Origin of the sequence: Rhizobium esperanzae, assembly GCF_002204185.1 — a bacterium.
GTDB lineage: Bacteria > Pseudomonadota > Alphaproteobacteria > Rhizobiales > Rhizobiaceae > Rhizobium > Rhizobium esperanzae.
The window spans coordinates 36856-60961 of sequence record NZ_MXPU01000020.1; the positions used below are offsets into that span (position 1 = coordinate 36856).

Consider the following 24106-nt stretch of genomic DNA (forward strand, 5'->3'; position numbering starts at 1 on the left):
GGCCTACGGGGCTGGCCGGAACCGCCTTGCCCAGATAGGTGGTGCCGTTCCAGCCCCCCTCTGCCCTGCCGGGCATCTCCCCCACAGGTGGGGAGATTACAAGCTGCGAAACCTTCGGTTCACATCAACGTTTCGCCAAGCTGCAATGGATACTTGGTTGGGGAAGCCGCTGCGCCCAGCCGATCTCCCTCCTTGTGGGGGAGATGCCCGGCAGGGCAGAGGGGGGTGCGGCACGGCACAGCGTGCCCTTCAACACTCACTTCCCTCACCCGTCCAGCGTCTCCTTCACGACAACAGCCAGCTGCTTCAGCGAAAACGGCTTCGGCAGGAACCCGAATTTCGCATCCGGCGGCAGGTTGCGGGCAAAGGCGTCCTCGGCGTAGCCGGAGACGAAGATGAATTTCAGATCGGGATAGTTCTTACGCAGCTCACGCAGCAGCGTCGGGCCGTCCATTTCCGGCATGACGACGTCGGAAACGACGATGTCTACCTTGCCCTCAAGCTCTTCCATGATGCTCAGCGCCTCGACGCCCGAGCCCGCCTCGTGCACGGTGTAGCCACGCGTTTCCAGCATGCGCTTGCCGCCGCGGCGCACCGCTTCCTCGTCTTCGACGAGAAGGACGACGGCCGAGCCGGTCAGGTCCTCCGGCTGCTGCGCGGCCACCGCGGGGGCGGCTGGGACTTCATTGATCGCGTTGTCGATCGAACCCGCCTCCGCGGCAATCGCCGGCTCGGGGACGTGGCGCGGTAGGAAGACCCGGAAGGTCGTGCCTTTGCCGACTTCGGATTCCGGCTGGATGTAGCCGCCAGACTGTTTGACGATACCGTAGACCATGGCGAGACCGAGCCCGGTGCCCTTGCCGACATCCTTGGTGGTGAAGAAGGGCTCGAAAATCTTGTCCATGATCTCGGGCGCGATGCCTGTACCGGTATCGGCGACTTCGACCAGCACCATGTCCTCGGCCGGCATGTAAGAATAGTTGAAGGCCGCGACGTCGGCAGCGGTCAGATTGCGGGTGCGCAACGTCAGCGTTCCGCCGTCGGGCATGGCGTCGCGCGCATTGACGCAGAGATTGATCAGCACCTGCTCGAATTGCGAAAGGTCCGTTTTGACGGGCCAGAGATCGCGGCCATATTGCACATCGAGCTTGACATTCGTGCCCGAGAGCAGCCGATCGACCAGCATGCGCAGGTCGCCGACGACATCGGTGAGGTTCAGCACCGAGGGCCGCATCGTCTGCTTGCGTGAGAAGGCAAGCAACTGGCGCACCAGCACCGCGGCGCGGTTGGCGTTGCGTTTGATCTCCATCAGATCGGCGAAGCTTGCATCGGAAGGACGCGCCTGCAGCAGCAGATGATCGGAAGAAAGCAGGATCGCCGTCAAGACGTTGTTGAAGTCATGCGCAATACCGCCGGCGAGCGTTCCGACAGCGTTCATCTTCTGCGTCTGCGCCATCTGCGCTTCCAGCGCCTTCTGCTCGGTCACCTCGACCGCATAGACGATCGCCGCCTCTTCTGGCGCTTCGTCGCTCTGATCGATGACGGCGTTGACATAAAAGCGGAAATAGCGCGCCTCGTCGGTCGGCGTGCGGGTATCGAGTGGCGGGATGTCACCCTGCCGGTCCTTGGCGGCCGTCAGCGCCGCGGCCAGTTGCGGTCGGTCGCTCTCCTGCACGATGGTTTCGAGATACGGCGCCTTTTCCAGGTCGTCGCGCGAGACGATGCCGGAGAACAGCTTCAGGAACGGAGCGTTGGTGCGCAGGATGCGTCCGTCGCCGTCGACCGAGGCGATCGCCATCGGGGTATTGTTGAAGAAGCGGGTGAAGCGCATGGCCGCAGCCGAAGCGGACTGGCCGCTCTCGCTGCTCTTTCCACGCGCCAGCACGATCGTCCGGCTTTCGCCCGGCGCGCCGTCGCGCATCGAGGTGACGCTGTGGAGGATCTGCACCGGCAGACTCTGGCCGTTGGTCTTACGCAGATCGAGATCCAGCGTCACGGTTTTTTTCAGGCCGGGCTCGGCCTGCACCGACTGGATCAGCGCCAGCCCCTCGCCCGCCACCAGGTCGCCGATCGACATCGAGCCCGGCAGGAACTTGGTCAGGTCGAGACCCAGCCACTCCGCAAGCGTCGCATTCAGGTAGAAGATCTCGCCCTTCCTGCCGGCGGAGAAGAAGCCGGCCGGCGCGTGGTCGAGATAGTCGATCGCATTCTGCAGCTCCTTGAAGAAGCGCTCCTGATCGTCGCGTTCGGCGGTGATGTCGGTGATTTGCCAGATCTGCAGCGGCTTGCCGCCATCATCCTCCGGCTGCAGCAGCCGCACCTTCAGCCGGTACCAATGCGCGCCCGAGCTGTTGCTGCCGGGCCCGACGGCGCGCAGCAGGCGGAATTCCTCCCGACCCTCCTTGCCCTCGCGCAGACCATTGACCAGCCGGTAGAGCGCCTCGTTGGATTCACGGTGCCGCGACAGCAGCGTTTCCAGCGTCTGCACTTCTGTTGCCTTGCGCGCGCCGGTCAGCGCGCCATAGGCGGCGTTGGCATAGATGATCCGGCCCTTATCGTCGGTGATCAGCGTGCCGTCCGGGTGGCTGTTGAGGAAGGTGCGCGCCAGGCTGTCGGACTGGCGCTGCGGCATCACTTCGATGAAGCCGATAACGGAAGATACCAGGAAGAAGATGCCGACCATGGCGAGAACGCCGAGACCGCCGAGCACCATCTCGTTGTCGAGCGATCGCTTGAAGACGACAAAAGCCCCGGCGGCCGCGATCAGCACGAGCGCCAGAAGAAGAATGCGCAAAACCGTGCCAGAACGCCCCCCACGATCCACAAGCGGTGCGTTATAGTCGTCGACCTGACGCGGTTTCGTCATATATTCCTCGCATAAGCCCCTCCCACCTCGTAGCACGAACAAGAAGCGGGAATCAGGCGCTCTTTCCTTCTTAGCAATTTGCCACGCCGGCAAAAACACCGGTCGCCGGCAAGATCGCTTGAATTCACAGGCAAGAGCGCCATCTGCGCCTGATGCCCGCGGCAAGTGCTCGCGCCAAGCCGGCAGCTGCAATTCGGCATAACACGAAATCGCCTTCGTGCATGGCTGGACAGGACCGGCTGCCCTTGCCTAAGGAACGGAAAAGTCGTCAATATGTGCCGAATGTGAAATGGAGTGAGTAACTATGTTCGATGATCTTGTCGCAGCCTATGGCAGCCGTTTCCTGCTTGCGGCCGGTGGCGTCGGCTTGGCGCTCCTCCTGCTCATTCTGGCACTCTGGCTGATGCGAGGCCGCGCTCCGTCGCCCTTCGTGCGCGGCGGCCGCAACCGTCAGCCCCGCCTGCAGGTGCTGGATGCGGCAGCCGTCGATGCCCGCCGCCGGCTGGTGCTCGTGCGCCGCGATGATGTCGAGCATCTTATCATGATCGGCGGGCCGACCGATATCGTCATCGAAAGCCGCATCCTCCCGGAGCCGGCCGAACAGCCGGAAAGCCTCTCACGCCCGGAGTCTGCCGCCGAGCGGCCGATTGCAGTCCCGCGGCCGGAAACGCCGCCTGTTTCCGCCGCCCGTGCGCCGGTCACCCCCGCCGCCGAGCCGGCCGCCGAGCCCTCCTTCGCTGCGCCTGCCGCCGTGGAGCCGCGGCCGCGTCCCGAGCCGCCGGCACCACCCACCATGCCGCCGCCGGTGGCCACCAGCCCTCTTCCGCCAGAACCCGCGACGGCACCTCTATCGGCCGAACGCGACCAACCACTACGAGCTGTCCCGCCCCTGGCGGGCGCGCCGGAGCGTCCCTCTGCTCCCGCCGGTGTGCAACCGGCATCGTTCCGCGATACCGCAAGCGCCGCCGAAATCCTGGATGCCGCCCGCCAGCGCGTGCTGCCGCAGCAGCGCATCGAGCCCGAGGTCTCTGCCCCGGACATGCCGGCGCCCCGCGCCGCAGCCGCTACGGCCGAGGACGATGCGGCTGCGCAATCGGCAGCGGCGATCCGCCGTGATTTCCAACGGGTGCTGGAAGAGGAAATGTCGAACAATCTGACCGCCGAGCGCATCGTGCCGGCCCCGGCAAACCAGGCCCCTCGCCAGGCCGCACCGCAGCCAGCCAACCTGCCGCGCCGCGATCCCGAGCTTGCCCCCATCACTGGTGCCGACACCGACCTGCAGAAAGAAGTTGCCCGCATCTTCGGCGAAATGAGTGTCAATCGCGACAAGTAAGACAGCGCTTACATCCGGTTGCCGTCGCTCAGCCTTCGTCATGAAGTTGCATAAAAGCCGCAATGCTGCGGCTTTCACGTCACCGATGCCTCGGGGACTCCCTATCTCACTGATCATTTGCTATCGATCAGGCTGAAGAGCGTTGGCGCATTCGAGGTAGACTTTGCCTAAGTAAATACCGGTCTCACCCCAGTTTCACCCGTATTGTCGCAAGCGACGCGCTGGCGGCATGCGAACATGTTCATCGGGTGGTGGCGAGAGACCGGTTTGGCATTGTTACAATGTGCCATGTGCAGCTCCGCTGTCTCAGCTCTTCAGCCGCCCACAACATCGCCATACCGCGCCCGCAAGGGTTTTCTCATGCACCATCTTGGTGGACTTCCGAATGGAAGACCAAGACGATATGTGCAAGACACTTCGGGTCCGATGGACCATCACTCCCAAGACGGCGCCCCAGCCATGGATCGCCTGCGGCGGATGCGGGGGCCTCAGAGCTTTCCGATCCAGCGGCAAGATCCGGGTCAATGCCAACGGTCGCAAGCTCGACGCCTGGCTGATCTACAAATGCCTGATCTGCGACAGGACGTGGAACCGACCAATCTTCGAACGCCGAAATATCCGAGACGTCGATCCGATGATTCTCGACGCGCTGCAGTCCAACGACCCGGACTGGATTCGGGCGGAAACCTTCAATCTTGATGCGCTGCGGCGCAAGTCACAGCGCGTGGACGAGTTCGCCGAATTCGAGATCGCCAAGGAAATTCGGCACGAGACCGAAGGCTGGACGAGCCTGGAAATCGAACTGACGGCCCCGTTTCCAACAAGCCTACGCCTGGACCGGTTGCTGGCCGGCGAGTTGAAGATGTCACGCTCCCGCCTGCAGGCTCTTCACGATCGGGGCCTCTGTCGAACGGAACCCGAGCGGGCCGACATCATGCGGCGGCGGATCATGAATGGCACCCTCGTCACAATCGATCTCGCCACGCAGGCGGCGCGGGAGCCATTCTGGAAAGCTCTGGCGACCGACGCTTTCCCGTAACCGCCTCTTCGACACGCCGGAGATGGCTCAACAAAAAGCGCCGCGATCGGATCGCGGCGCTGAATGTGTCCCATCTCTGCATGGGAAAGGTCATTCGTCGCGGTAGACCTTTTCGCGACGTTCGTGGCGTTCCTGCGCCTCGATCGACAGCGTCGCGATCGGACGGGCGTCGAGACGCTTGAGACCGATCGGTTCGCCAGTTTCCTCGCAATAGCCGTAAGTGCCGTCTTCGATGCGCTGCAGCGCCGCGTCGATCTTGGAGATCAATTTTCTCTGCCGGTCGCGGGCGCGAAGTTCGATCGCCCTGTCGGTTTCCGACGACGCCCTGTCGGCGAGATCGGGATGGTTTGCGCTTTCCTCGGCCAGATGGTCGAGTGTTTCGCGCGCTTCTCTAAGGATATCGTTTTTCCAGGCGACCAGCTTTGCCCTGAAGTAGGCACGCTGGTTTACGTTCATGAATTCTTCCTCTTCCGAGGGAACGTAATTGCTAAGATCGATCTTCTCACTCAACGCGATTCTCCTGAAGAACATCTCATCTGGCGGGGTGTATATCCCAAGCGCTAGCCGCGATTCAAGCCAAATACGACAGCTAAACAGATTTTTAAATCTGTTACAATTTTCGGCTAACGGACTATTTTCTCATGATTATTCGCGTTCGCAATTTTCGTTCGGTCTTCAAAACGCCGTGTTGTCGGCCACGTTTTGGGCCGTTGCGGCATGGCTGGCGGTTGACGGCGGATGATCGCAACCGCTACTGAAAAGACCCGCCGATCCTGGATTTGCCCATGACCGTACCGCTGCCTCCGCCCAATCGCATCTATCTCCTGCGTCATGCCGAGGCCGCCTGGGCCGAACCCGGACAGCGCGATTTCGACCGGCCGCTCAACGAAAAAGGTTACGGCGATGCCGAGGTTATCGCCGACAAAGCCGCCGATAAGGGCTACCGTCCCGATCTTCTGATCAGTTCGACGGCGCTGCGCTGCCGCGATACCGCCGATGCCGTCCATCGGGCGATGGGTGTAGCACTGGACGTGAGTTACGTCGATGCGCTCTACAATGCCACCGTCGATACCTATGTCGAAATCGTCGACGCGCAGGATAATGCCGCCGTCATGCTGGTCGGCCACAACCCGACGATCGAGCAGGCGCTTGAGGCGCTGATCGGCCACGAGGCCATGGTGAACGCACTTCCCGCCGGCTTTCCGACGGCAGGTCTCGCCGTTATCGATTTCGACGCTTCCGCCAGCGGCTGGCGCCTTATCGATTTCCTCGTCGTCTGAAGTCTTTCGCTCCGCTTCTTTTGCGAGCAGCGCAGTCTTCCTATATTGCCGGCAGTCATCAACCGGAATTGCGCCTTGCCGCCACGCCTGACATCCCTCGCCGACGACGCCCGCATCGCCTTTGACAATCTCGCCGACAGGGCAAGCGGCCTCGTCAATCCGACCGTACGGCTCGGCGTCACCGGCCTCTTCCGTTCCGGAAAGACGGTCTTCATCTCCTCGCTTGTCCACAATCTCCTGCATGGCGGCCGACTGCCGCTGTTCGAGCCGGTGCAGTCGGGCCGCGTTTCAGCCGTGCGGCTGGAGCCTCAGCCGGATGACGCCGTGCCCCGTTTCCAATATGAGGATCATATCCGGGCGCTGGTGAAGGACCGCGTCTGGCCGGATTCCACTCGCGCCATTTCCGAACTGCGCATCACGCTCGATTATCAGAGCGCCAGCGGCTGGAACCGCCTGTTCTCGCCCGGCCGGCTGTCGATCGATATCGTCGATTATCCAGGCGAATGGCTGCTCGACCTGCCGTTGCTCGGCAAGGATTACCGCACCTTCAGCGAGGAAACGATCGCGCTTGCGCAAAATGGCGTGCGCTCCGAACTGTCGCGGGAATGGTTGGCGCTGACCCGTGCCGCCGATATAAATGCCGGCGCCGACGAGATGGCAGCCCGCGAGCTTGCCACCGCCTTTGCCGATTACCTCAAGGCCTGCAAGGCCGACGAACGCTCGCTCTCCACCTTGCCGCCCGGGCGCCTGCTTCTGCCCGGCGATCTCGACGGCTCGCCGGCGCTGACCTTCGCCCCGCTCGTCCTGCCGCCGGGCGCGCGTCCCGATCGCGGCTCACTCTGGACGATGATGGAGCGGCGTTACGAGTCCTATAAATCGGTCGTCGTCAAACCTTTCTTCCGCGAACATTTCGCCCGGCTCGACCGGCAGATCGTGCTGGTCGACGCACTGCAGGCGATGAACCGCGGCCCCGAAGCCGTCCAGGATCTGGAACGCGCGCTGACCGACGTGCTCGCCTGCTTCCGCCCGGGCACCAATTCGCTGCTCTCGTCGCTGCTGGGGCGCCGCATCGACCGTGTGCTGGTCGCCGCAACCAAGGCCGACCATCTCCATCATGAGAGCCATGATCGGCTCGATGCGCTGACCCGCCGCCTCGTCGATCGCGCCATCGCCCGCATCGGCATGGCCGGAGCTGGCATCGACGTGATGGCGCTCGCTTCCGTGCGCGCCACGCGCGAGGCATCGGTCAAGCGCGACGGCCATGAACTGCCTGTCATCGTCGGCACGCCGATGGAGGGCGAAACCATTGCCGGCGAGCGATTCGACGGCCAGAGAAAGACCGCAATCTTCCCCGGAGACCTGCCGCAGGATCCGGAAAGCCTGTTCAATCACATCGCCTCGGGCGAGACCGCCGATACCCTGCCCGAGGTCAACGTCGTCAGGTTCCGTCCGCCGCATCTCGAGGAGACCGGCGGCGGCATCAAGCTGTCGGTGCCGCATATCCGCCTTGACCGCGCCATGCAGTTCCTGTTCGGAGACCGTCTCGCATGAGTAAGCCCCCCTCCGATTTGCCGCACCGCCCACCCGCCGCCTTCGCCTATGAGGATGAGGCTGCCGTGCCGCGCGACAATGGTCGGCAACAGCAAGGCCGGCGCAAACCGGAAAGCTTCTCGGACGAGATCATCTTGACGCCCGACGACGATGATCCCTTCAATCCTGACAGGGATGCGAGCGCAGTGCCGGTGGCAACACCGCGCAAGCGGCGCACCTCTTTCGGCAAGATTGCGCTAGGCGCCTTCGGGATCCTGCTATCGCTCGGCATCGGCCTCTGGACCGACCGCCTGATCCGCGATCTCTTCACCCGCGCCGACTGGCTGGGTTATGCAGCTCTTGGCGTGCTGGCGATCGGCGTCCTCGCCGTGCTTGCCCTCGTCATCCGCGAGACCGCGGGCATGATGCGCCTTGCCGCTGTTCAGGCGATCAAGGCGGAAGCAGAGGCGGCGATCCTCGATACACGGCCGGCGAAAGCGCGCGCGGTCGTTGCGCGCCTCACCACGCTTCTTGCGGCCAATCCCGAGACATCGAAGGGTCGCGCGACGCTGAAGGCGACCGAGGGTGAGGTCATCGACCCCCCGCATCTGATCGCCTTGGCCGAACGCGAGCTGCTGGCCCCACTCGACCGCAAAGCGCGGGCGCTCATCGTCAACGCCTCCAAGCGCGTCTCGATCGTCACCGCCGTCAGCCCGCGCGCGATCGTCGATCTGCTTTATGTCCTCTACGAATCCGTGCGCCTCATCCGCGCCATGGCCGAGCTCTACGGCGGCCGCCCCGGCACGCTCGGCATGTTCCGCCTCCTGCGTGACGTGCTGGCCCACCTCGCCGTCACCGGCTCGATCGCCGTCGGCGACAGTCTCGTCCAGCAGGTGCTCGGCCATGGGCTTGCCTCGAAGCTATCGGCCCGACTCGGCGAGGGCGTGATCAATGGTCTGATGACTGCTCGCATCGGAATCGCGGCGATGGATCTCTGTCGCCCGCTTGCCTTTCGTGCGGTGAAGCGACCGGGAATCGGCGATTTTATCGGCGATCTCACACCTTCAATGTCGCCGCGCGGCAACAATCCTTAACTGACGAGGCGATTCCGTAGCTCTCACCTTCCCGTAGGTGAAGTTGGCGAAATTAAGCAGATTCAACACCGTAGCCGCCGGATCCTAAGATCCGCGCGGCGCGACAGAAATCCAGGTCCTTCGCATTCGGTACAATCGAAAGGAAGGATTAACCATTTTTCGGCAAAACTTGGCACCAGTTCGTGAGTGGTGTTTGCCAAGGAAAATCCATGTATTCGCGCCAGTTTCTCTTCTTATGCGGCCTCGCCGCCGCGGCATTGTCTCCTGTCGCAGACGTCGCTCCGGCAGCCACTGCCGCAACCCGCGACAAGGCCTTCTTCGAATCCGTCACTGGCTCCTGGAAGGGCCCCGGCGAGATCGTCGCCGGCAAGTACAAGGGCACGAAATTCACCTGCAATCTGACCGGTGAACCCACCGGCGACGGCACTGCTGGCATCAAGCTCGATGGAACCTGCCGCGTCGGCGTCTTCAAGCAGCCGATGAGCGCCGTCATCTCGCAGTCGGGCTCCACCTACACGGGCAAGTTCCTCGACGGCGCCGCCGGCAAGGGTCTTGACGTCGTCTCCGGCGCCGTAACCGAGGATACCGTCGTGGTCGGCATCAACCGCGCCAAGCTAAATGGCGCGATGATCGCTCGCGTGCGTGACGACAAGACGATGAACGTCACCGTGTCGGTCAAGGTCGAAAGCCAGATGATCCCGGTTATCGGCCTGACATTGACTCGTCAGGTCGACGAAATGGCGGTTGGCTCCATTCAGTAGACGGACTGCATGGCGGGTTTTCTTGAAGCGGCGGGTTTCCCGCCGTTTCGCATTTTAGAGCCTTAGGCGTTCCGCCACCAGTCGCCGCTGTCATCGGCGACCTCGATGCCGGTCACGTCAACGTCGAGCAGCCAGTCGCTTACCGGCCGGCCCCTGACGAGAAGGCCTGGGGCGATATCGGCAAGCGGCATCAGGACGAAACCGCGATCGGTCATACGGGGATGCGGCAACTCCAGCCGCGGCGCCTGCTGGACGACGTCGCCATAGGTCAGCACGTCAATATCGAGCGTGCGCGGCCCCCAGCGTTCGACACGCTCGCGTTTCATCTCGCGCTCGATCGACAGGCAGACGTCGAGCAGCGCCTCTGGAGGGAGCCGGGTTTCGACGGCGGCGCAGGCATTGAAGAAGAACGATTGGTCGGTTTTGCCCCACGGCGGCGTGCGATAGAGCCGCGACACGGCGGTGACACGACAGTCGGCGCGCCCGTCCAGTCTCTGTAGCGCCGCGGCCATCGCCTTTACCGGATCGCCGATATTGCCGCCGAGGCCGAGTGTGGCTGATTGCGATGCAGCCTCAGGCAAAATGTTCAACACTCACCTGCACGAAATCGAGCACGCCGGGCACCGGCGCATTCGGCTTGCGCACCGTGATCTTCGCCCGCCGCACCTGCGGGAACGTCTGACAGAGGCCCTTGGCGATATCGAGCGCCAGGGCTTCGATGAGATAGCGTCGCTTGCCGGTGACGATCTCCTCGATCACCGTGAAGGCAATGCCGTAATTGACGGTGTCGTTGATCGAATCGCTTTCCAGCGCCTCGCCCGCGACGACATCGAGCTCGGCATCGACGAAGAAGCGCTGGCCGAGGAATTCCTCCTCGTCATGCACGCCGTGGCGCGCGAAGAAGGCGCAGTTCTGCAGCGTGATCGTGTAGGTCGTCATGTCGGCCGCTTCCTCTCGAATTCCTGGCGCGCATTGAGCATAGCATCGGCGATAGCAAGCGCATCCCTGTTGATTGCGACATTGTGCACCCGGAAAACCGCAGCTCCTTGAAGCCTGAGCAGCGCGCTTGATGCGGCCGTCGCCGCATCCCTCTCCGGCGCCTCGCGCCCTGTGACCGCGCCGAGGAAGCGTTTGCGTGAGGTGCCGGCAAGCAGCGGCAGGCCGAAGCGCGACAGTTCGGAAAACCGCGCCATCAGCTCCAGGTTCTCCTCCGCCGTCTCCTTGGCGAAGCCGAAACCCGGATCGAGCACGATCCGGTCGCTGTTGACTCCGGCCGCGGCGGCGATCGCCAGCGACCGTTCGAGGAAATGCGCCTGGTCGGCGATCACATCGGCAAGTTTGGCCCTGTCGCGGCCGGTATGCATGATGCAGAGCCCCGCCCCAGTGGCCGCGACCAGATCCGCGATACCTGCATCTTTCTGCAGTCCGAAGACGTCGTTGACAATATGGGCGCCGGCGCCGACGGCCAGCCGCGCCGTCTCGGCGCGATAGGTATCGATCGAGATCAGCGCCTCGGTGCGACCGCGCAGCGCCTCGATGACCGGCAACACCCGCGCCTGCTCTTCCGAAGGGCTGACCGACGCCGCACCCGGCCGGGTCGATTCGCCACCGATGTCGACGATCGCAGCACCGTCGCTGACCGCCTGCAATGCGTGTTCGACGGCGGCATCGACGGTTTCAAAACGTCCGCCGTCGGAGAAGGAGTCCGGCGTCACATTGACGATCGCCATGATCGCCGACCGACGGCCGAGTTCGATTTCCCGGCCATGGCCGACACGCCAGAAACTGCCTTCGAGCCCTGTCACCAAACTTGTCCTATTGATGACGAAAAAAGCCGCCATCCGATATTGCGCTTATGGTGGCTATGCCCCAAGCTCCTGCCGATTTCAACATGGGTTGCCTTCAGAATGCCGCTTGCAATGCGTTATATGTGCCTTCCTGTCGCCTTTTCCATTGCTCTTTCTCTCAGCAGTCCAGCGGCAGCTGAAGTGATCGCATCGAAAAGTTATTCCTATTTCGACATCCGCGGCAAAACCGCCGATGAGCTAGACCGGGAACTCGGCCGGCGCGGCCCGACGGCGAGCGGTTCGTCGGCACGCCATCCCGGGGCCACCAAGATTCGCTTCGGCGGCGAGGCCACCTATATCCAGGATAATGGCAGATGCCGCGTCGGCAATGTCAAGGTCACCGTTCACACCCAGATCATCCTGCCGCGCTGGAATAGCCGCAGAGGCGCCAGTAAGGAGCTGTCGATGATATGGGACGCACTGTCGAGTGACATCAAGCGCCACGAGGAGCGTCACGCCGAGATCGCCAGAGATCAGGCCCGCGCCATGGAGCGCGCCATCCGCGCATTGCCGCAGCAGCGCAGCTGCGAGGCCATGCAGGAGCTCGTCTCCAACGAATCAACTCGCGGCATAGAGGAGCACGATCGGCTGCAGGCGCGATTCGACCGGGTTGAGGCGGTCAACTTCCAGAAGCGCATGCTGAGATTGCTGAGAAATCGAATCAACGGTCGAGCCGGCGGAAAATAAGGCTTTTTCGGACTGGTGCCGAGCGGAAAAACTTAGCTGCGCAACGAAACTTGTGCGAAACTTGCCCCTTCCCCAGCGTTTTAATGGTAATTTTTCATCCTGGCAGACTCAACCGGAACGCGTTAATATGAACACATTCGAAAGTTCAGCTACGGCGTCTGGACTTTCCTCGCTGGGTTCTCCTGGCGCGTTCCGAAGCCGCGGATGTTCCTCCCTCATCCGTTGGTAATGCGCCCGCCTCGCCTCGCTCGCACCAGCGCGCGAGGCGTCTTTTTTGGGGTGATGGTGTCGGTTATTCAACTCCGAAAATCGGTTCCGATTTTCGGGCCGATCCGCTGGCGCGAAACGCGGGGCGCCTCAGGCCTGGCGTTCGGGCACGTGCACGACGAGCCCGTCATAAGCGGCCTTCATCCGGATCTGGCAGGAGAGCCGCGAGGTCGGGCGCACGTCGAAGGCGAAGTCGAGCATATCCTCTTCCATCGCTTCCGGCTGGCCGACCTTCTCCGTCCATTCCTCGTCGACATAGACGTGACAGGTGGCGCAGGCGCAGGCGCCGCCGCATTCGGCCTCGATGCCGGGCACCGAATTGCGCACGGCATTCTCCATCACGGTGGAGCCTTGGTCGACGTCGAGGTCGAAGCGCGTGCCGTCGAAGGCGACGATGGTAAGTTTGGGCATCAGGACTATTTCCGGTCTTCAAATGGGTGGGCGAAGTTTCTTCCGACAATTCGACGCGTCAGTCAACATTCGGAAATCCGCCATAACCTCGCAGATCGGGCCTTCGCCCGCCGTCTTCAAAGCGTCATCTGGGACGTCGCAAAAAGACCCGTGGTTCCGCAATGAAACAACGGGTCTCGTTCGATCAACGAAAGAAGACTTGGAGGTCAGCCGCGGCAGAGCTTGAGAATGAAGTTCTCGGCATCGAGGACGGCAGCGCCGAGCGCCGCCATTGCGCTGGCATCGCCGCCGGTCTCCTCTACGACCTCAGCCGTCTGCGACACGCGGAATGCGCCGACCGAACTCGCCGCGCCCTTCAGCCGGTGCGCGGCCGCGCCGACACGCACGGTCTCACCGCTCGCCATGTCCTGGAGGCACGCCCGCGCCTGGCGCGCAAACATTTGAAGGACTTCGATTTCCAGAGACTTGTCGCCCATCGTCTGCTTTGCGAGATGGACAAGATCGATCGGCCGGACCTTCGAGGGGCACGACCCCTTTGCATTATCAGGCGCCTCGAATACGATCTTCAATGCTGCCAGCTGGGCCGCCATTTGCCATTTCTCCCGTCTCAGATCGTCCGCACTTGCTACAGTTCTGCGTCAGAAGGGTGGCCATCGCGTTAAATTCCGGCACATCGGGCGCGGAAATCTCACCATATGGTTAACATCCGTTAAATATCCCTAAATTATTGGTTTTTAAGCAGGGCCTCGGATTCAAAGATGTTAACAACAGGTTAACGAGCCATGAATCTCAAGCCTTCATTAATTGTGTGCAGAGCCCAGATGTGTCACTACGATACTGGTGGAGCGGGTTTATGGTACGCGCCTTTGCCGAGTGAGTGGATAATGGTAGTGTTTTGATACCTTCCGTTTGAAAAAGCGGCTATCTACTCTGAAATGACATGCTTATCCGTCCGCGGTTGGGATGGAGGGCCGTTACGGCAAAGTTGTTCCCGGACAAGGTGGAAGCCGGGGATGTGCTGCCGGGCCGGCCGACAGTAACGAGGCGTAACCGAATGGCGAATAACAAATATAACGAGTCGATCGAGGACAAGGCGTTCAAGGCGTTGGACGAGGCGCTCCAGATCGACTTCGGCAAGGATAACGTGCCGTCTCGCCGCGGCGACGCGCCCCAGGCGCCGGAGGGTAATGTGTCTGATCCATCGAATGCGCGCAATCAGCAAGCCCAGGAAGAAGCGCAGCGCCGCAGCCGCCGCGGCGCCGGGGCCGAGCAGGCTTCCAGGGCTTCGTCCTTCGCGCCCGCCAATGATGCCAGCCGCAATACGCCCGCCTCGATCCTGAAATCTTTCGACGGCGCTTCCAGCCGCTCGGCCATGCGCACCGCTACCCTGTTTTCCGTGCTTTGGGTCATGGCGGGCCTCGGCCTGATGTCGCTGCTATATGCGCCGCAGATCTGGCAGATCCGCTCGATCGCCGATCTCGTCGCCCTGCCCGGCGTCATTGCCGGCCTGGTCGGCATCATCATTCCGGTGATGATGTTCTATGCTTTCGCCATCATGATCTCCCGCGCCCAGGACATGCGCAACGCCGCCCGCTCGATGGCAGAGGTGGCATTGCGCCTGGCGGAGCCGGAAACCATCGCCTCCGAACGCATCATGACCGTTGGCCAGGCGGTGCGCCGCGAAGTCTCGGCCATGAACGAAGGCATCGAGCGCACCATCGCGCGCGCTTCCGAGCTGGAAACGCTGGTCCATTCCGAAGTCAACGCTCTCGAACGCTCCTATGCGGACAACGAGTTGCGTGTGCGCGGTCTTGTCCATGAACTCGGTTCGGAGCGGGAGGCGATCGTCAACCATGCCGACCGCATCCGCACCTCGATCGGCAGCGTCCACGACCAGCTGAAGGAAGAACTGTCGCTGGCGACCGAAGAGATCGCCGTGCGGCTCGCCACATCGGGCGAAGCCTTCGCCTCGCTGATCGACACGCGGGCGGCGACCATCCTGGAAAAATCGGACAGCGCCCTGCAGTCCATGGGCAGCCTGCTTGCCGCCAAGACCGACAGCCTGCTCCAGACCCTCAACGCCTCCGGTTTTGCGCTCGCCACCGAATTCGACAACCGCCTCGAGGCGCTCTCCGTCAACCTCAACGAACACGGCGAAAAACTGCTAAGCCAGTTCGAGACGCGCGCCTCGACCATGGACAGCAGCACCGAGAAGCTGAACGCGGCGCTGAACGAGCGCACGCATCAACTGAACGAGATCCTGATCGCCCGCACCCGCGAGATCAACGAGAGCCTGACATCGGGCGAACGCACCATCAGCGGGACGCTCGACGATGTGCTCTCAAAGCTGAACAGCGCGCTCGATGAGAAGGGCGCAACCTTCCGCCAGAGCCTGCAGAACACTGCCGACGACGCCGTGATGGATCTCGACCTGCGCTCCGGCTTCTTCGAAGAGCGCCTGCAGACGACCGTTGCCCAGCTGTCGACCGCCTTTGACGAGCGTGTCGCCGAATTCACCAGCGCTTTCGACAAGCGCACCGGCTCGCTCGACACCAAGCTGATGGAGAGCCTCGCCCGCATCAACGAAACGCTGACCGGCGGGTCGGATTCGATCGAAGGCATTTTGAGCTCCAACATCGACCGGCTCGGCTCCTCGATGACCGACCAGTCGCTGGCGCTCGCGGCGGCGCTCGCAACCGGTCATGAAGTGCTGGAGAGCACGCTCAGCAGCCGCACCGAAGAAATCACCACCGCACTCACCAGCCGCACCGGCGAGCTGACCTCGGCGCTGCAGAGCGCCACGTCGGACATCGCGCTGGCGCTTGCATCCGGCACCTCCGACCTGCAGAACAATCTTCAGGCCCGCTCGGCCGAATTCCGCGACACCCTGCGCTCAACCACCACCGATTTGACCGCCGCCGTTGCCGCTGGCACCGAGCAGGTCACGACGGCCTTCGGCGGCCGCGCCGAGGAACTGACCAGCGTATTGACAGCGCGCGCCGCAGAAATCCGGGACGCGGTTGGCACAGCCCATGAGCGTATCGACAGCGTCATGACGGAGCGCGGCGGAGCGCTGATCGATGCGCTGACCACCCATCACGGCCGCTTCGAGGAAGCGCTGACGACCCGCTCCGACGCCATCATCAACGCCGTTTCCGGCACTCATGACCGCCTCTCCGAGACGCTCGACGAAAAGGCAATGGCGCTCGCCATCTCGTTGAACGAAAGCCAGAGCCGCATCGAAGACACGCTGGAGACCCGTTCCGCAGCCTTCCTCAACGCCGTCTCGGGCACGCATGATCGGCTGTCGGGAACGCTTGATACCAAGGCAGCGGCCCTGACGACCTCGTTGGACGAGCGCCATGCCCGGATCGAGGACGCGCTCGGAACCCGCGCCGAAGCATTGTTGAACAGCGTGTCCGGCACGAGCGAGCGCCTTGCGGAGACCCTTGATGAAAAGGCGATGGCACTTGCTATTTCCTTGAACGAGAGCCAGGCCCGGATCGAGGAAACGCTGGAAAACGGTTCCGCAGGCCTGCTGAACGTCGTCTCCGGCACGCATGACCGGTTTGCCGAGACGCTGCAAGGTAAGGCGGCAGCTTTTGCCAACTCGCTGAACGAGACCCAGGCACGCATCGAAAATACGCTCGAAACCCGCTCCGCGGCCCTGCTGAATGCCGTATCCGGCACTCATGACCGTCTCTCCGAGACGCTCGATGAAAAGGCGATGGCGCTTGCCATCTCGCTGAGCGAAGGCCAGGCCCGCATCGAGGACACGCTGCAGACCCGGTCGTCGGCGCTGCTGAATGCCGTTTCCGGCACGCATGACCGCCTGTCGGAAACGCTGGACGAGAAGGCGATGGCGCTCGCAATCTCTCTCAACGAGAACCAGACGCGGATCGAAGACACGCTGGAAGCTCGCTCCGAAGCTTTCCTCAAGGCCGTCTCCGGTACGCATGAGCGCATCGCCGAAACCCTTGACGAGAAGGCATCGGCACTTACCGCCTCCTTGAACGAAGGCCAGAGCCGCCTGCAGGACACGCTGGAGAGCCGCTCGGAATCCTTCCTCAATGCGGTTTCCGCCACCCATGACCGCCTGTCCGAGACGCTCGACGATCGGGCGATGGCCCTTGCCATTTCGCTGAACGAGAGCCAGAGCCGCCTCGAGGAGACGCTGACATCAGGCGCCGATGCGATCACCAACGCGGTCTCCGGCACACATGAACGTCTGAACGGCGTGCTCGACCAGAAGGCCAGCGCGCTGGCAGCCTCGTTGAACGAAGGTCAGGTCCGCCTCGAGGAAGCCCTGGGACACCGCGCCGCCGCGCTCGTCGGTGCCGTAACGGCAAGCCATGACCGGCTTACCGATACGCTCGATGAAAAGACCATGGCGCTCGCCATTTCGCTCGACGACAACCAGAGCCGCTTCGACAGCGCCCTCGAAGCCCGCAGCAATGCGATCATGGAGGCCGTCACCAGTGCAGAGGCCCGCGTCGCCGGCGCCTTTGCCGACAAGACAGACGCCATCCACAACGCCTATGCCGACAATCAGCGGCGGCTTGAATCCGCCCTCTCCGAGCACAGCGCGGCGCTTTCGGGCGTTCTCGATGCGGGCGGTGCCCGCTTCGAGGATCTCGTCGGCGGCTTGACCGGCCGCATCGAAGGCCGCCTCAGCGATGCCCATTCGCGACTCGGGAGCATGGCCGAGGAGGCCGCGGCGCGCATCGAAGGCGGGCTCGCTTCTGCCCATGAGCGCATCCGCACGACGCTTGAGGATCGCGGCAATGCCATCGAGCTGTCGCTGAGCCAGGCGCATGCGCAGATCAGCGATACGCTCACCGAACAGGCGACCAGCATCGGCACTTCGGTGGCGACGAGCGTCAGCATGCTCGAAATGTCGCTTGAAGATCGTGAAGCCTCGATTCGCCGGGCGATCGATGCCGGCGCCCAGACATTGGAAGATCGCATGCGTGCCGGCGCCGGTCAGATTGCCGGCCGCTTCCAGGAGGCGGCGAACACGATTTCGAGCTCCGCCCAGAACCTTTCGGCCCATCTCGACCAGTCGGTTGAAAATCTTGCGGGACGTCTTGAAGAAACCGGTTCTCGTATGGAAGCCGGCCTTACGGCGATCGAGACCCGCATCCGTGACGGCGTCGGCGGCGTTGCCGAAAAGGTCGAGGCCGCCAACAACCAGCTCTCCGGCGTGCTTACCGACGGCATTTCCCGGCTCGGCGCGCTCGGTGACGACGCCACCCGGCGCATCTCGGCGACGCTCGAAGGCAGCGCCGCCAATCTTACACAGGCAATCGATAGCCGCACCGCCAATCTGGCCGAGACGCTGGACAGCCGCACGACCACGCTTGCAGGCGCCATCGAGGGCCGCACGGCAAGTCTCGGCGAAACCCTGGACCGCGGCAACGAACGCATCGAGGAACGCCTCTCCACCATGGATCGCGCTTTGACCGTCGGCCTCGAAGCCGTCAACCGCACCATCGAGGGCAAGGCCGCCGGCCTCGCCTCGACGCTGCGCAGCGCGGTGGCCGAAGCAGCCCAGGGAATGGAAGGCGAAGCGACGAGAACCACGGAACTGCTCGGCAAGACCGGCCAGCAGTTCGCCGAGGATCTCAATGCAAAAAGCGACGAATTCACCCGCACCATGGATGAGCGCTCGTCGCAGATCGTCACGCGGGTTGCCGAAGCTCAGAACCGCCTGGCAACCCAGGCCGCTGCCGTCGCCCAGACCTTCTCGGAAGCCGGCAATGCCATCGTCAACAAGGTCGCCGAGGCCGAGACGATTGTCGGCACGCAGGTCAATGCCATTTCTAGGGCGCTGTCGGAGGCCGGCCAGTCTCTCGAGGCGCGCGGCAATGCCATCCGCACGACGCTGTCGGGGGCCGGCAGCGAGATTTCCGCCACCATGGCGGATGTCGAGCGGGCGCTCGAAGCGCGCAGCAGCGCCATCCGCTCCAATCTCGAGGAGCGTGTCCGCGAGATCGATACCTCCCTCTCCGATGTCGACCGGGCGCTCGAAGCGCGTGGCAACTCGATCCGCTCGACGCTTGAGGAACGCACCCGCGACCTCAACTCGATGCTATCAGGCCGCTCTGTCGAATTGACCCGCATACTCGATGAAACGGCCCGCCCGATCATCGATCGCTACACCGATGCTGGCGAGCAGGCCGCTGCCCGCATCACCGCTGCAGCCAATCTCAGCGCCGATCGCCTGCGCGCCGAGAACGAAGCGCTCGCCAGCGCCGTGGCCGCCCGCACCGAGAATGTTGCCAACGCCGTCAGCGCCATCGAGAACAGCCTGGTCGGCAACGTCAACGGCCTGGTTCAGCGCATGTCGGAAAGCAGCGCGGCAATGGCAATGATGATGAACCGCGCCGCCGAGCAGCTGACGAGCGTCGACGGGCGTCTCGGCGAAACCACGACCCGCTTTGCCGACTCCGCCACCAAGGCTGCCGAAATGGTCAGCGCCTCGACCAGGCTTCTCGAAGGCAAGGTCGACCGCCTCTCCGACATCTCTGGCCAGACTCTGGCCCAGGTCGGCAGCATCATCGGCCGCTTCGACGACCATTCCAAGGTTCTGACCCAAGCTTCACAACTTCTGGGTGCCGCCCAATCCAACCTCGCCTCAACGCTCGAAGAGCGTGAAGGCGCGCTGCAAGCCCTCTCCGTCAGCTTGGTCCAACGCTCCGACGAGATCGAAAAGACCATGCGCGGGCTCGGCGGCATGATCGAGACCGTGTTCGAGCGGGCCGAGCAGCGCTCCAACCAGGTCACCGGCAATCTGCGCCAGGGCATTCAGTCCTCCTTTGCCGATATCGGTCGCGTTCTGACGGAAACCGAGAAGCGCGCCCAGGAAGCGGCCGAAACGATGCGCGAGGCGATCACCCGCGCCGGCGACGAGGCCAATACGACGATCGACAGCACCTTCGCCAATGTCGAGCGCCGTTCCGGTGATCTCTCCAATCGTATTCGCGGCGGCCTCACCGCCTCGCTGTCGGAAGTCGAGCGCATGCTCGGCGAAGCCGGCCGCGCCTCCGACGGTGCTGCCCAGCACATGCGGGAATCGTTGCGTGAAGCGATCGAGGATGCCGTCGGTCGCTTCTCCGGCGCCACCGAGGACATCCGCCGCTCCGCTGCCGACATCCGCAGCGAACTCGACGCCACCCGCGCCGAACTGAAGCGCGGCGCCTTCGACCTGCCCGAGGAAGCCAAGGAAAGCGCCTCGGCCATGCGCCGCGCCGTCGCCGAACAGATCAAGGCCCTGCAGGATATCTCGCAGCTTGTCGGCCGCTCCAGCCAGCAGCTCGAAATCTCCGAGCCCGCTGCCCGCTCGGTTGCCCAGGCGCAGCCGGCTCCGCGCCCGACCCCGCCGATCGCAGCCCAGCCGCCGCAGCCGGCAGCGCCTCCGCCGATCGAAGCCACCGGTCTGCGCGGGACGATTGCGCCATCCGCTCCGGCCGCCGCTCCTCAGCGGCCCGCCCAGCAGCCAGCCCCCACTCGCCAGGAATTGGGCCGCCAGGAACCGGCGCGGGAAAGCGGTGGCTGGATCAGCGATCTTTTGCGAGGCGCATCCCGCGAAGACGCCGCGGACGCGGCGCCGGCCCGTGCTCCCGCGCGCCCAGCGGAAACAGCCGCACCGGCAGCACGCAGCAACGACAGCCGCAATCCACGCCATGTCGTGGAATCGCTGAATTCGCTCTCCGTCGATATCGCCCGCGCCATCGATCACGATGCCTCGGTCGATCTCTGGCGCCGCTACCAACGCGGCGAGCGCGACGTCTTCACCCGCCGCCTCTACACGCTAAAGGGCCAGCAGACCTTCGACGAGATCAAGCGCAAATACGACCGCGAACCGGAATTCCGCACCGCCGTCGACCGCTATATCGGCGATTTCGAAAAGCTGCTTGCCGACGTCGCCCGAACCGACCCGAACCAGACAGTCACACAGTCCTATCTGACTTCGGATACGGGCAAGGTTTATACCATGCTCGCCCATGCAGCGGGCAGGCTGAGATAGAGTCTGGCCGATATCGTGGAGCTGAAGCCGCCTGAACATGTGTCAGGCGGCTTTCCCTGATGATGGGGATATAATCTGCTGCCCAGCCCGGAACCGCGAACGAAATGACCAAGGCCTTTCTGATTATCGACGTACAGATCGCAATTCTCTCCGGAAAGGCCACGCCGGAGCGCCAGCCCGAGGTCGATTCCGCACTTGATGAGACCGTCGCTCGATTGGCGTTGCTCAAGGAAAAGGCGCGTCAGGCCGGCGTGCCGGTCGTGCTGGTGCAGCATGATGGCGACAGCGGTCACCGATTGGCCGTGGACACGCCAGGATGGGCGCTGCGCCGGGAGATTGCGCCGCAAACGGGTGAGGTCGTCGTGCGCAAGAAAAGCGCCGACTCCTTCTTCGGGACCGATCTTCCCGACCGCTTGCAAGAGCGATCGGTTACCCACCTCATCGTCGGCGGCTGCATGTCTCAATTCTGCGTCGACACGACCGTCAGGCGGGCCGTTTCGCTCGGCTATGACGTGACCTTGGTTGCCGACGGCCATACAACTGGCGACACGGCGACCCTTAAATTCTCCGAGATTGTCGCCCACCACAACGAAACGCTTGATGGTTTCGATGCGGGCAAGGCGATTGTGAATGTCCGCCCAGCCGCCGACATTGCCTTTTCATAAGGCTCCGGCAACAACCGCTTATATCTTCCGAACAACTGCAGCTAAACCCGGGATCGCCATGCGGTCCCGGTTTTCCGCCCCTCACGCCTCGGCCGCTATGCCCCAGTTGTACCCGCAACGGTCGAGGCCGATGGCGATTTCGAGCACGAGGACGTTGTGATCGACGGCCGCTGCCTTCCGGGGCTGCGACCGGTAACGGGATGGAAAGTCGGTACGCCGCGAGATCGAGCAGACCTCCATCCACCTGTCGCCATTATCGACCTCGACATCCATCGTCACCTCCGAATAGGCCGGCAGCCGGTCGGAGGGCACGACCCGCGTCGGCAGATGGATCAGCGAGGCGATCATGCGGCGCACCGGCTCAAGGCACGCCGCGTGATAGTCGTTGCCGCTGTCGGCGGTGAAGGCGCATTGAAATTCGAGCTGCCAAAATTCCTTCAGCCGCATGTGTTTCGTCGGCTGCTCCTGCTCGCGGGGGTAGGACTTGCCGGCCTGCTAGACACACAGAGGCAACCCGCGATTGTCAAAACCGCAGGGGCCGAGACAAAGGTATCAGCTGTGGATAGGCCTTTTTTATTGCCCACCGTCCTTCATTCCGTCACAAACTTTTTTGATCCGCTTGCGTTTAAAGCCAACGGCCCTTCGGCCGTGCAACGAAAGAGACAGCAATACCGATGACCACGGCAACATCCCGGCTCCTTGCCATCGCGCTCTCGTCCACCCTGCTGATGGGCGCTTTCATTCCGGCTAAGGCCGGTCAGGCAAGCTTCGTCATTGATGCGCAATCCGGTCAGGTCCTTGAAGCCTCCAACCAGGATGATCTCAACTATCCCGCGTCGCTGACCAAGATGATGACGCTTTATCTTGCTTTCGAGGCGCTGCACGACGGACGCCTCACCTGGGATCAGAAGCTCACCATGTCGGAAAATGCCGAGAGCAAGGAACCCTTCAAGCTTGCCGTCGGCGCCGGCCGCAAGGTAACGCTGCGTGAAGCGGTCGAAAGCATCGTCGTGCTGTCTGCCAACGATTCCGCCGTGGCAATCGCTGAACAGCTCGGCGGCTCGGAACCGGCTTTCGCCAGAACGATGACCGACAAGGCGCGCCAGCTGGGGATGAAGGACACGGTCTTCAAGAACCCGTCGGGCCTTCCCGATCCGGAGCAGGTTACCACGGCGCGCGACATGGCTACGCTCGGCCTTTCGTTGATGCGGGACTTTCCAGAGGAGTTCAAGCTCTTCTCGATGCGCGGCTTTCAGTTCCGCGGCATGAAACTGCGCGGCCATAACAATCTGATGTATCGTTATGACGGCGTCGATGGCATCAAGACGGGCTATACCGATGCATCCGGCTACAATGTCGTGACCTCGGCGCTGAAGGATGGCCGCCGCGTTGTCGGCGTCGTCATGGGTGAAAAGACTGCAAGCCTGCGCGACGACAAGATGGCGGGCCTCCTCGACAGCACCCTGCCGTCATCACCAACCGCCACCGCCTCCACCATCCCAGGCAGCCAGCCTGCAGCGACGATGACGGATGCGCAGCCGACGAAGTAGCCGGCAAGTCAAGCTCACAAATTCTTGAAGAAATTTAAATAGGGTGGCCGCTCCAACCTGATGGGGCCAATATTTTCCGCGATCAGCAATCTTTGACGTCGGCGCAGCGTTTAACAAACGTCTTGTCAGATTGAGCGCAGCGTCCAGCTGACGATCTCCGAAACCACCGTCGAAAAGGCGCGGTCGAGACCCTTGACGAAGCCGACATTGTCGCCGCCGGCGGGCGTCATGGCGCGGAACACCTTCTGGGCGCGCACCGAGCCGTTTCGGTCGTTCAGAATCTTGGCGGAGATTTCGACTACCGCCTGGTTGCCATTCGAAGCGTCGATCTCGAATGCGCGGATATCGGTGACGATCTGGTAGTCGATCGCCAGCCCCTGCCCCGGCATGCCGACTCCGCCGAGCTTGCCGGAATTCTCGAAGGCCTCGACCAGTTTCGATTGCACGATGCGCGGCAGCTTGTCGCCCCACTGCGCCCGGGACAGATACTGGATTTCCGACGAGGAGACGCGGATGACGATCTGCTCGCTATCGAGCGATCTGAGTGCCGTCGGGCCGGCGACCAGGATCTGGCGGGATTTGGCAGCAGGCCCATCGCCATCGACGGACGCAGAGAGATCATAGGTATCGTTCTTGGCTGAAGTGCCACAACCCGACAGGATCAACGCAGTCAGCGGCAGCGCGATCGCCGTTCCCCTGATCCACGAACGGCGCGACAACAGATACGATGCGACCATACTGGGCTAC

The 24106-nt window shown here is 63.0% G+C and carries 18 protein-coding genes and 1 pseudogene; 10 read left to right on the plus strand and 9 right to left on the minus strand.

Features of this window, described 5'->3' with window-relative positions:
• Positions 1-265: 265 nt before the first annotated feature.
• Positions 266-2866, minus strand: coding sequence for a cell cycle histidine kinase CckA (gene cckA, locus B5E41_RS24995; protein WP_088396499.1), 2601 nt, complete (start codon positions 2864-2866; stop codon positions 266-268).
• Positions 2867-3170: 304 nt separating this feature from the next.
• Here cckA and B5E41_RS25000 point away from each other — a divergent pair, with 304 nt between their 5' ends.
• Together B5E41_RS25000 and B5E41_RS25005 are read left to right on the plus strand one after the other, a co-directional pair.
• Positions 3171-4199 (plus strand): flagellar biosynthetic protein FliO, encoded by a 1029-nt coding sequence (locus tag B5E41_RS25000; RefSeq protein ID WP_088396500.1) that lies wholly within the window; start codon positions 3171-3173, stop codon positions 4197-4199.
• Positions 4200-4602: 403 nt separating this feature from the next.
• Positions 4603-5238: a DUF1062 domain-containing protein gene (locus B5E41_RS25005; protein WP_085859629.1), complete on the plus strand. Its 636-nt coding sequence runs from the start codon at positions 4603-4605 to the stop codon at positions 5236-5238.
• Positions 5239-5328: 90 nt separating this feature from the next.
• On the opposite strand, the gene dksA is transcribed toward B5E41_RS25005, so the two are convergent.
• Complete coding sequence (gene dksA, locus B5E41_RS25010; RefSeq protein ID WP_008525884.1) at positions 5329-5748, minus strand: RNA polymerase-binding protein DksA; 420 nt, start codon at positions 5746-5748, stop codon at positions 5329-5331.
• A gap of 275 nt (positions 5749-6023) precedes the next feature.
• On the opposite strand from dksA, the gene B5E41_RS25015 reads away from it, so the two are divergent.
• From B5E41_RS25015 to B5E41_RS25030, 4 genes are all read left to right on the plus strand, one after another.
• Complete coding sequence (locus B5E41_RS25015; protein WP_064802963.1) at positions 6024-6518, plus strand: SixA phosphatase family protein; 495 nt, start codon at positions 6024-6026, stop codon at positions 6516-6518.
• Positions 6519-6593: 75 nt separating this feature from the next.
• Entirely contained in the window at positions 6594-8069 is a 1476-nt protein-coding gene (locus B5E41_RS25020) for a YcjX family GTP-binding protein (protein ID WP_088396501.1), read from the plus strand.
• Positions 8066-9142, plus strand: coding sequence for a YcjF family protein (locus B5E41_RS25025; protein ID WP_088396502.1), 1077 nt, complete (start codon positions 8066-8068; stop codon positions 9140-9142). The genes B5E41_RS25020 and B5E41_RS25025 overlap by 4 nt, the downstream gene beginning before the upstream one ends.
• A gap of 209 nt (positions 9143-9351) precedes the next feature.
• Positions 9352-9903, plus strand: coding sequence for a hypothetical protein (locus tag B5E41_RS25030; RefSeq protein WP_064802969.1), 552 nt, complete (start codon positions 9352-9354; stop codon positions 9901-9903).
• A gap of 62 nt (positions 9904-9965) precedes the next feature.
• Here the strand turns inward: B5E41_RS25030 and folK are convergent, their stop codons facing one another.
• From folK to folP, 3 genes are read right to left on the minus strand one after another with little or no spacing between them, the layout of a single operon-like run.
• Positions 9966-10484, minus strand: a complete 519-nt coding sequence (folK, locus tag B5E41_RS25035) for a 2-amino-4-hydroxy-6-hydroxymethyldihydropteridine diphosphokinase (protein WP_088396503.1) — start codon at positions 10482-10484, stop codon at positions 9966-9968.
• A complete protein-coding gene (gene folB / locus B5E41_RS25040; protein WP_008525873.1) occupies positions 10477-10842 on the minus strand; it encodes a dihydroneopterin aldolase in 366 nt (121 codons plus the stop codon). The genes folK and folB overlap by 8 nt, the downstream gene beginning before the upstream one ends.
• The gene (folP, locus tag B5E41_RS25045; RefSeq protein ID WP_088396545.1) at positions 10839-11708 is read right to left on the minus strand and encodes a dihydropteroate synthase; all 870 of its coding nucleotides are present in this window, start codon (positions 11706-11708) and stop codon (positions 10839-10841) included. The genes folB and folP overlap by 4 nt, the downstream gene beginning before the upstream one ends.
• Positions 11709-11810: 102 nt before the next feature.
• Between folP and B5E41_RS25050 the strand changes: the two genes are divergently transcribed.
• Positions 11811-12437 (plus strand): DUF922 domain-containing Zn-dependent protease, encoded by a 627-nt coding sequence (locus B5E41_RS25050; protein ID WP_064802972.1) that lies wholly within the window; start codon positions 11811-11813, stop codon positions 12435-12437.
• A gap of 357 nt (positions 12438-12794) precedes the next feature.
• Here B5E41_RS25050 and B5E41_RS25055 read toward each other — a convergent pair whose 3' ends face one another.
• Together B5E41_RS25055 and B5E41_RS25060 are read right to left on the minus strand one after the other, a co-directional pair.
• On the minus strand, positions 12795-13115 hold the full coding sequence (locus tag B5E41_RS25055; RefSeq protein ID WP_011425597.1) for a 2Fe-2S iron-sulfur cluster-binding protein: 321 nt from the start codon (positions 13113-13115) through the stop codon (positions 12795-12797).
• Between the two features lie 206 nt (positions 13116-13321).
• A complete protein-coding gene (locus tag B5E41_RS25060; RefSeq protein WP_064802974.1) occupies positions 13322-13705 on the minus strand; it encodes an Hpt domain-containing protein in 384 nt (127 codons plus the stop codon).
• 464 nt (positions 13706-14169) lie between these two features.
• Between B5E41_RS25060 and B5E41_RS25065 the strand changes: the two genes are divergently transcribed.
• The gene (locus B5E41_RS25065) at positions 14170-21144 is read left to right on the plus strand and encodes an apolipoprotein A-IV repeat region-like domain-containing protein (RefSeq protein WP_088396504.1); all 6975 of its coding nucleotides are present in this window, start codon (positions 14170-14172) and stop codon (positions 21142-21144) included.
• Between the two features lie 104 nt (positions 21145-21248).
• Complete coding sequence (locus B5E41_RS25070) at positions 21249-21809, plus strand: cysteine hydrolase family protein (RefSeq protein WP_088396505.1); 561 nt, start codon at positions 21249-21251, stop codon at positions 21807-21809.
• A gap of 81 nt (positions 21810-21890) precedes the next feature.
• Here B5E41_RS25070 and B5E41_RS25075 read toward each other — a convergent pair.
• Positions 21891-22322 (minus strand): annotated as a pseudogene (locus tag B5E41_RS25075) (class-II aminoacyl-tRNA synthetase family protein); the annotation flags it as partial.
• 161 nt (positions 22323-22483) lie between these two features.
• Here B5E41_RS25075 and B5E41_RS25080 point away from each other — a divergent pair.
• Positions 22484-23359 (plus strand): D-alanyl-D-alanine carboxypeptidase family protein, encoded by an 876-nt coding sequence (locus B5E41_RS25080; protein WP_088396506.1) that lies wholly within the window; start codon positions 22484-22486, stop codon positions 23357-23359.
• Between the two features lie 125 nt (positions 23360-23484).
• Here B5E41_RS25080 and B5E41_RS25085 read toward each other — a convergent pair whose 3' ends face one another.
• Positions 23485-24096, minus strand: a complete 612-nt coding sequence (locus tag B5E41_RS25085; protein ID WP_088396507.1) for an ABC-type transport auxiliary lipoprotein family protein — start codon at positions 24094-24096, stop codon at positions 23485-23487.
• Positions 24097-24106 lie beyond the last annotated feature (10 nt).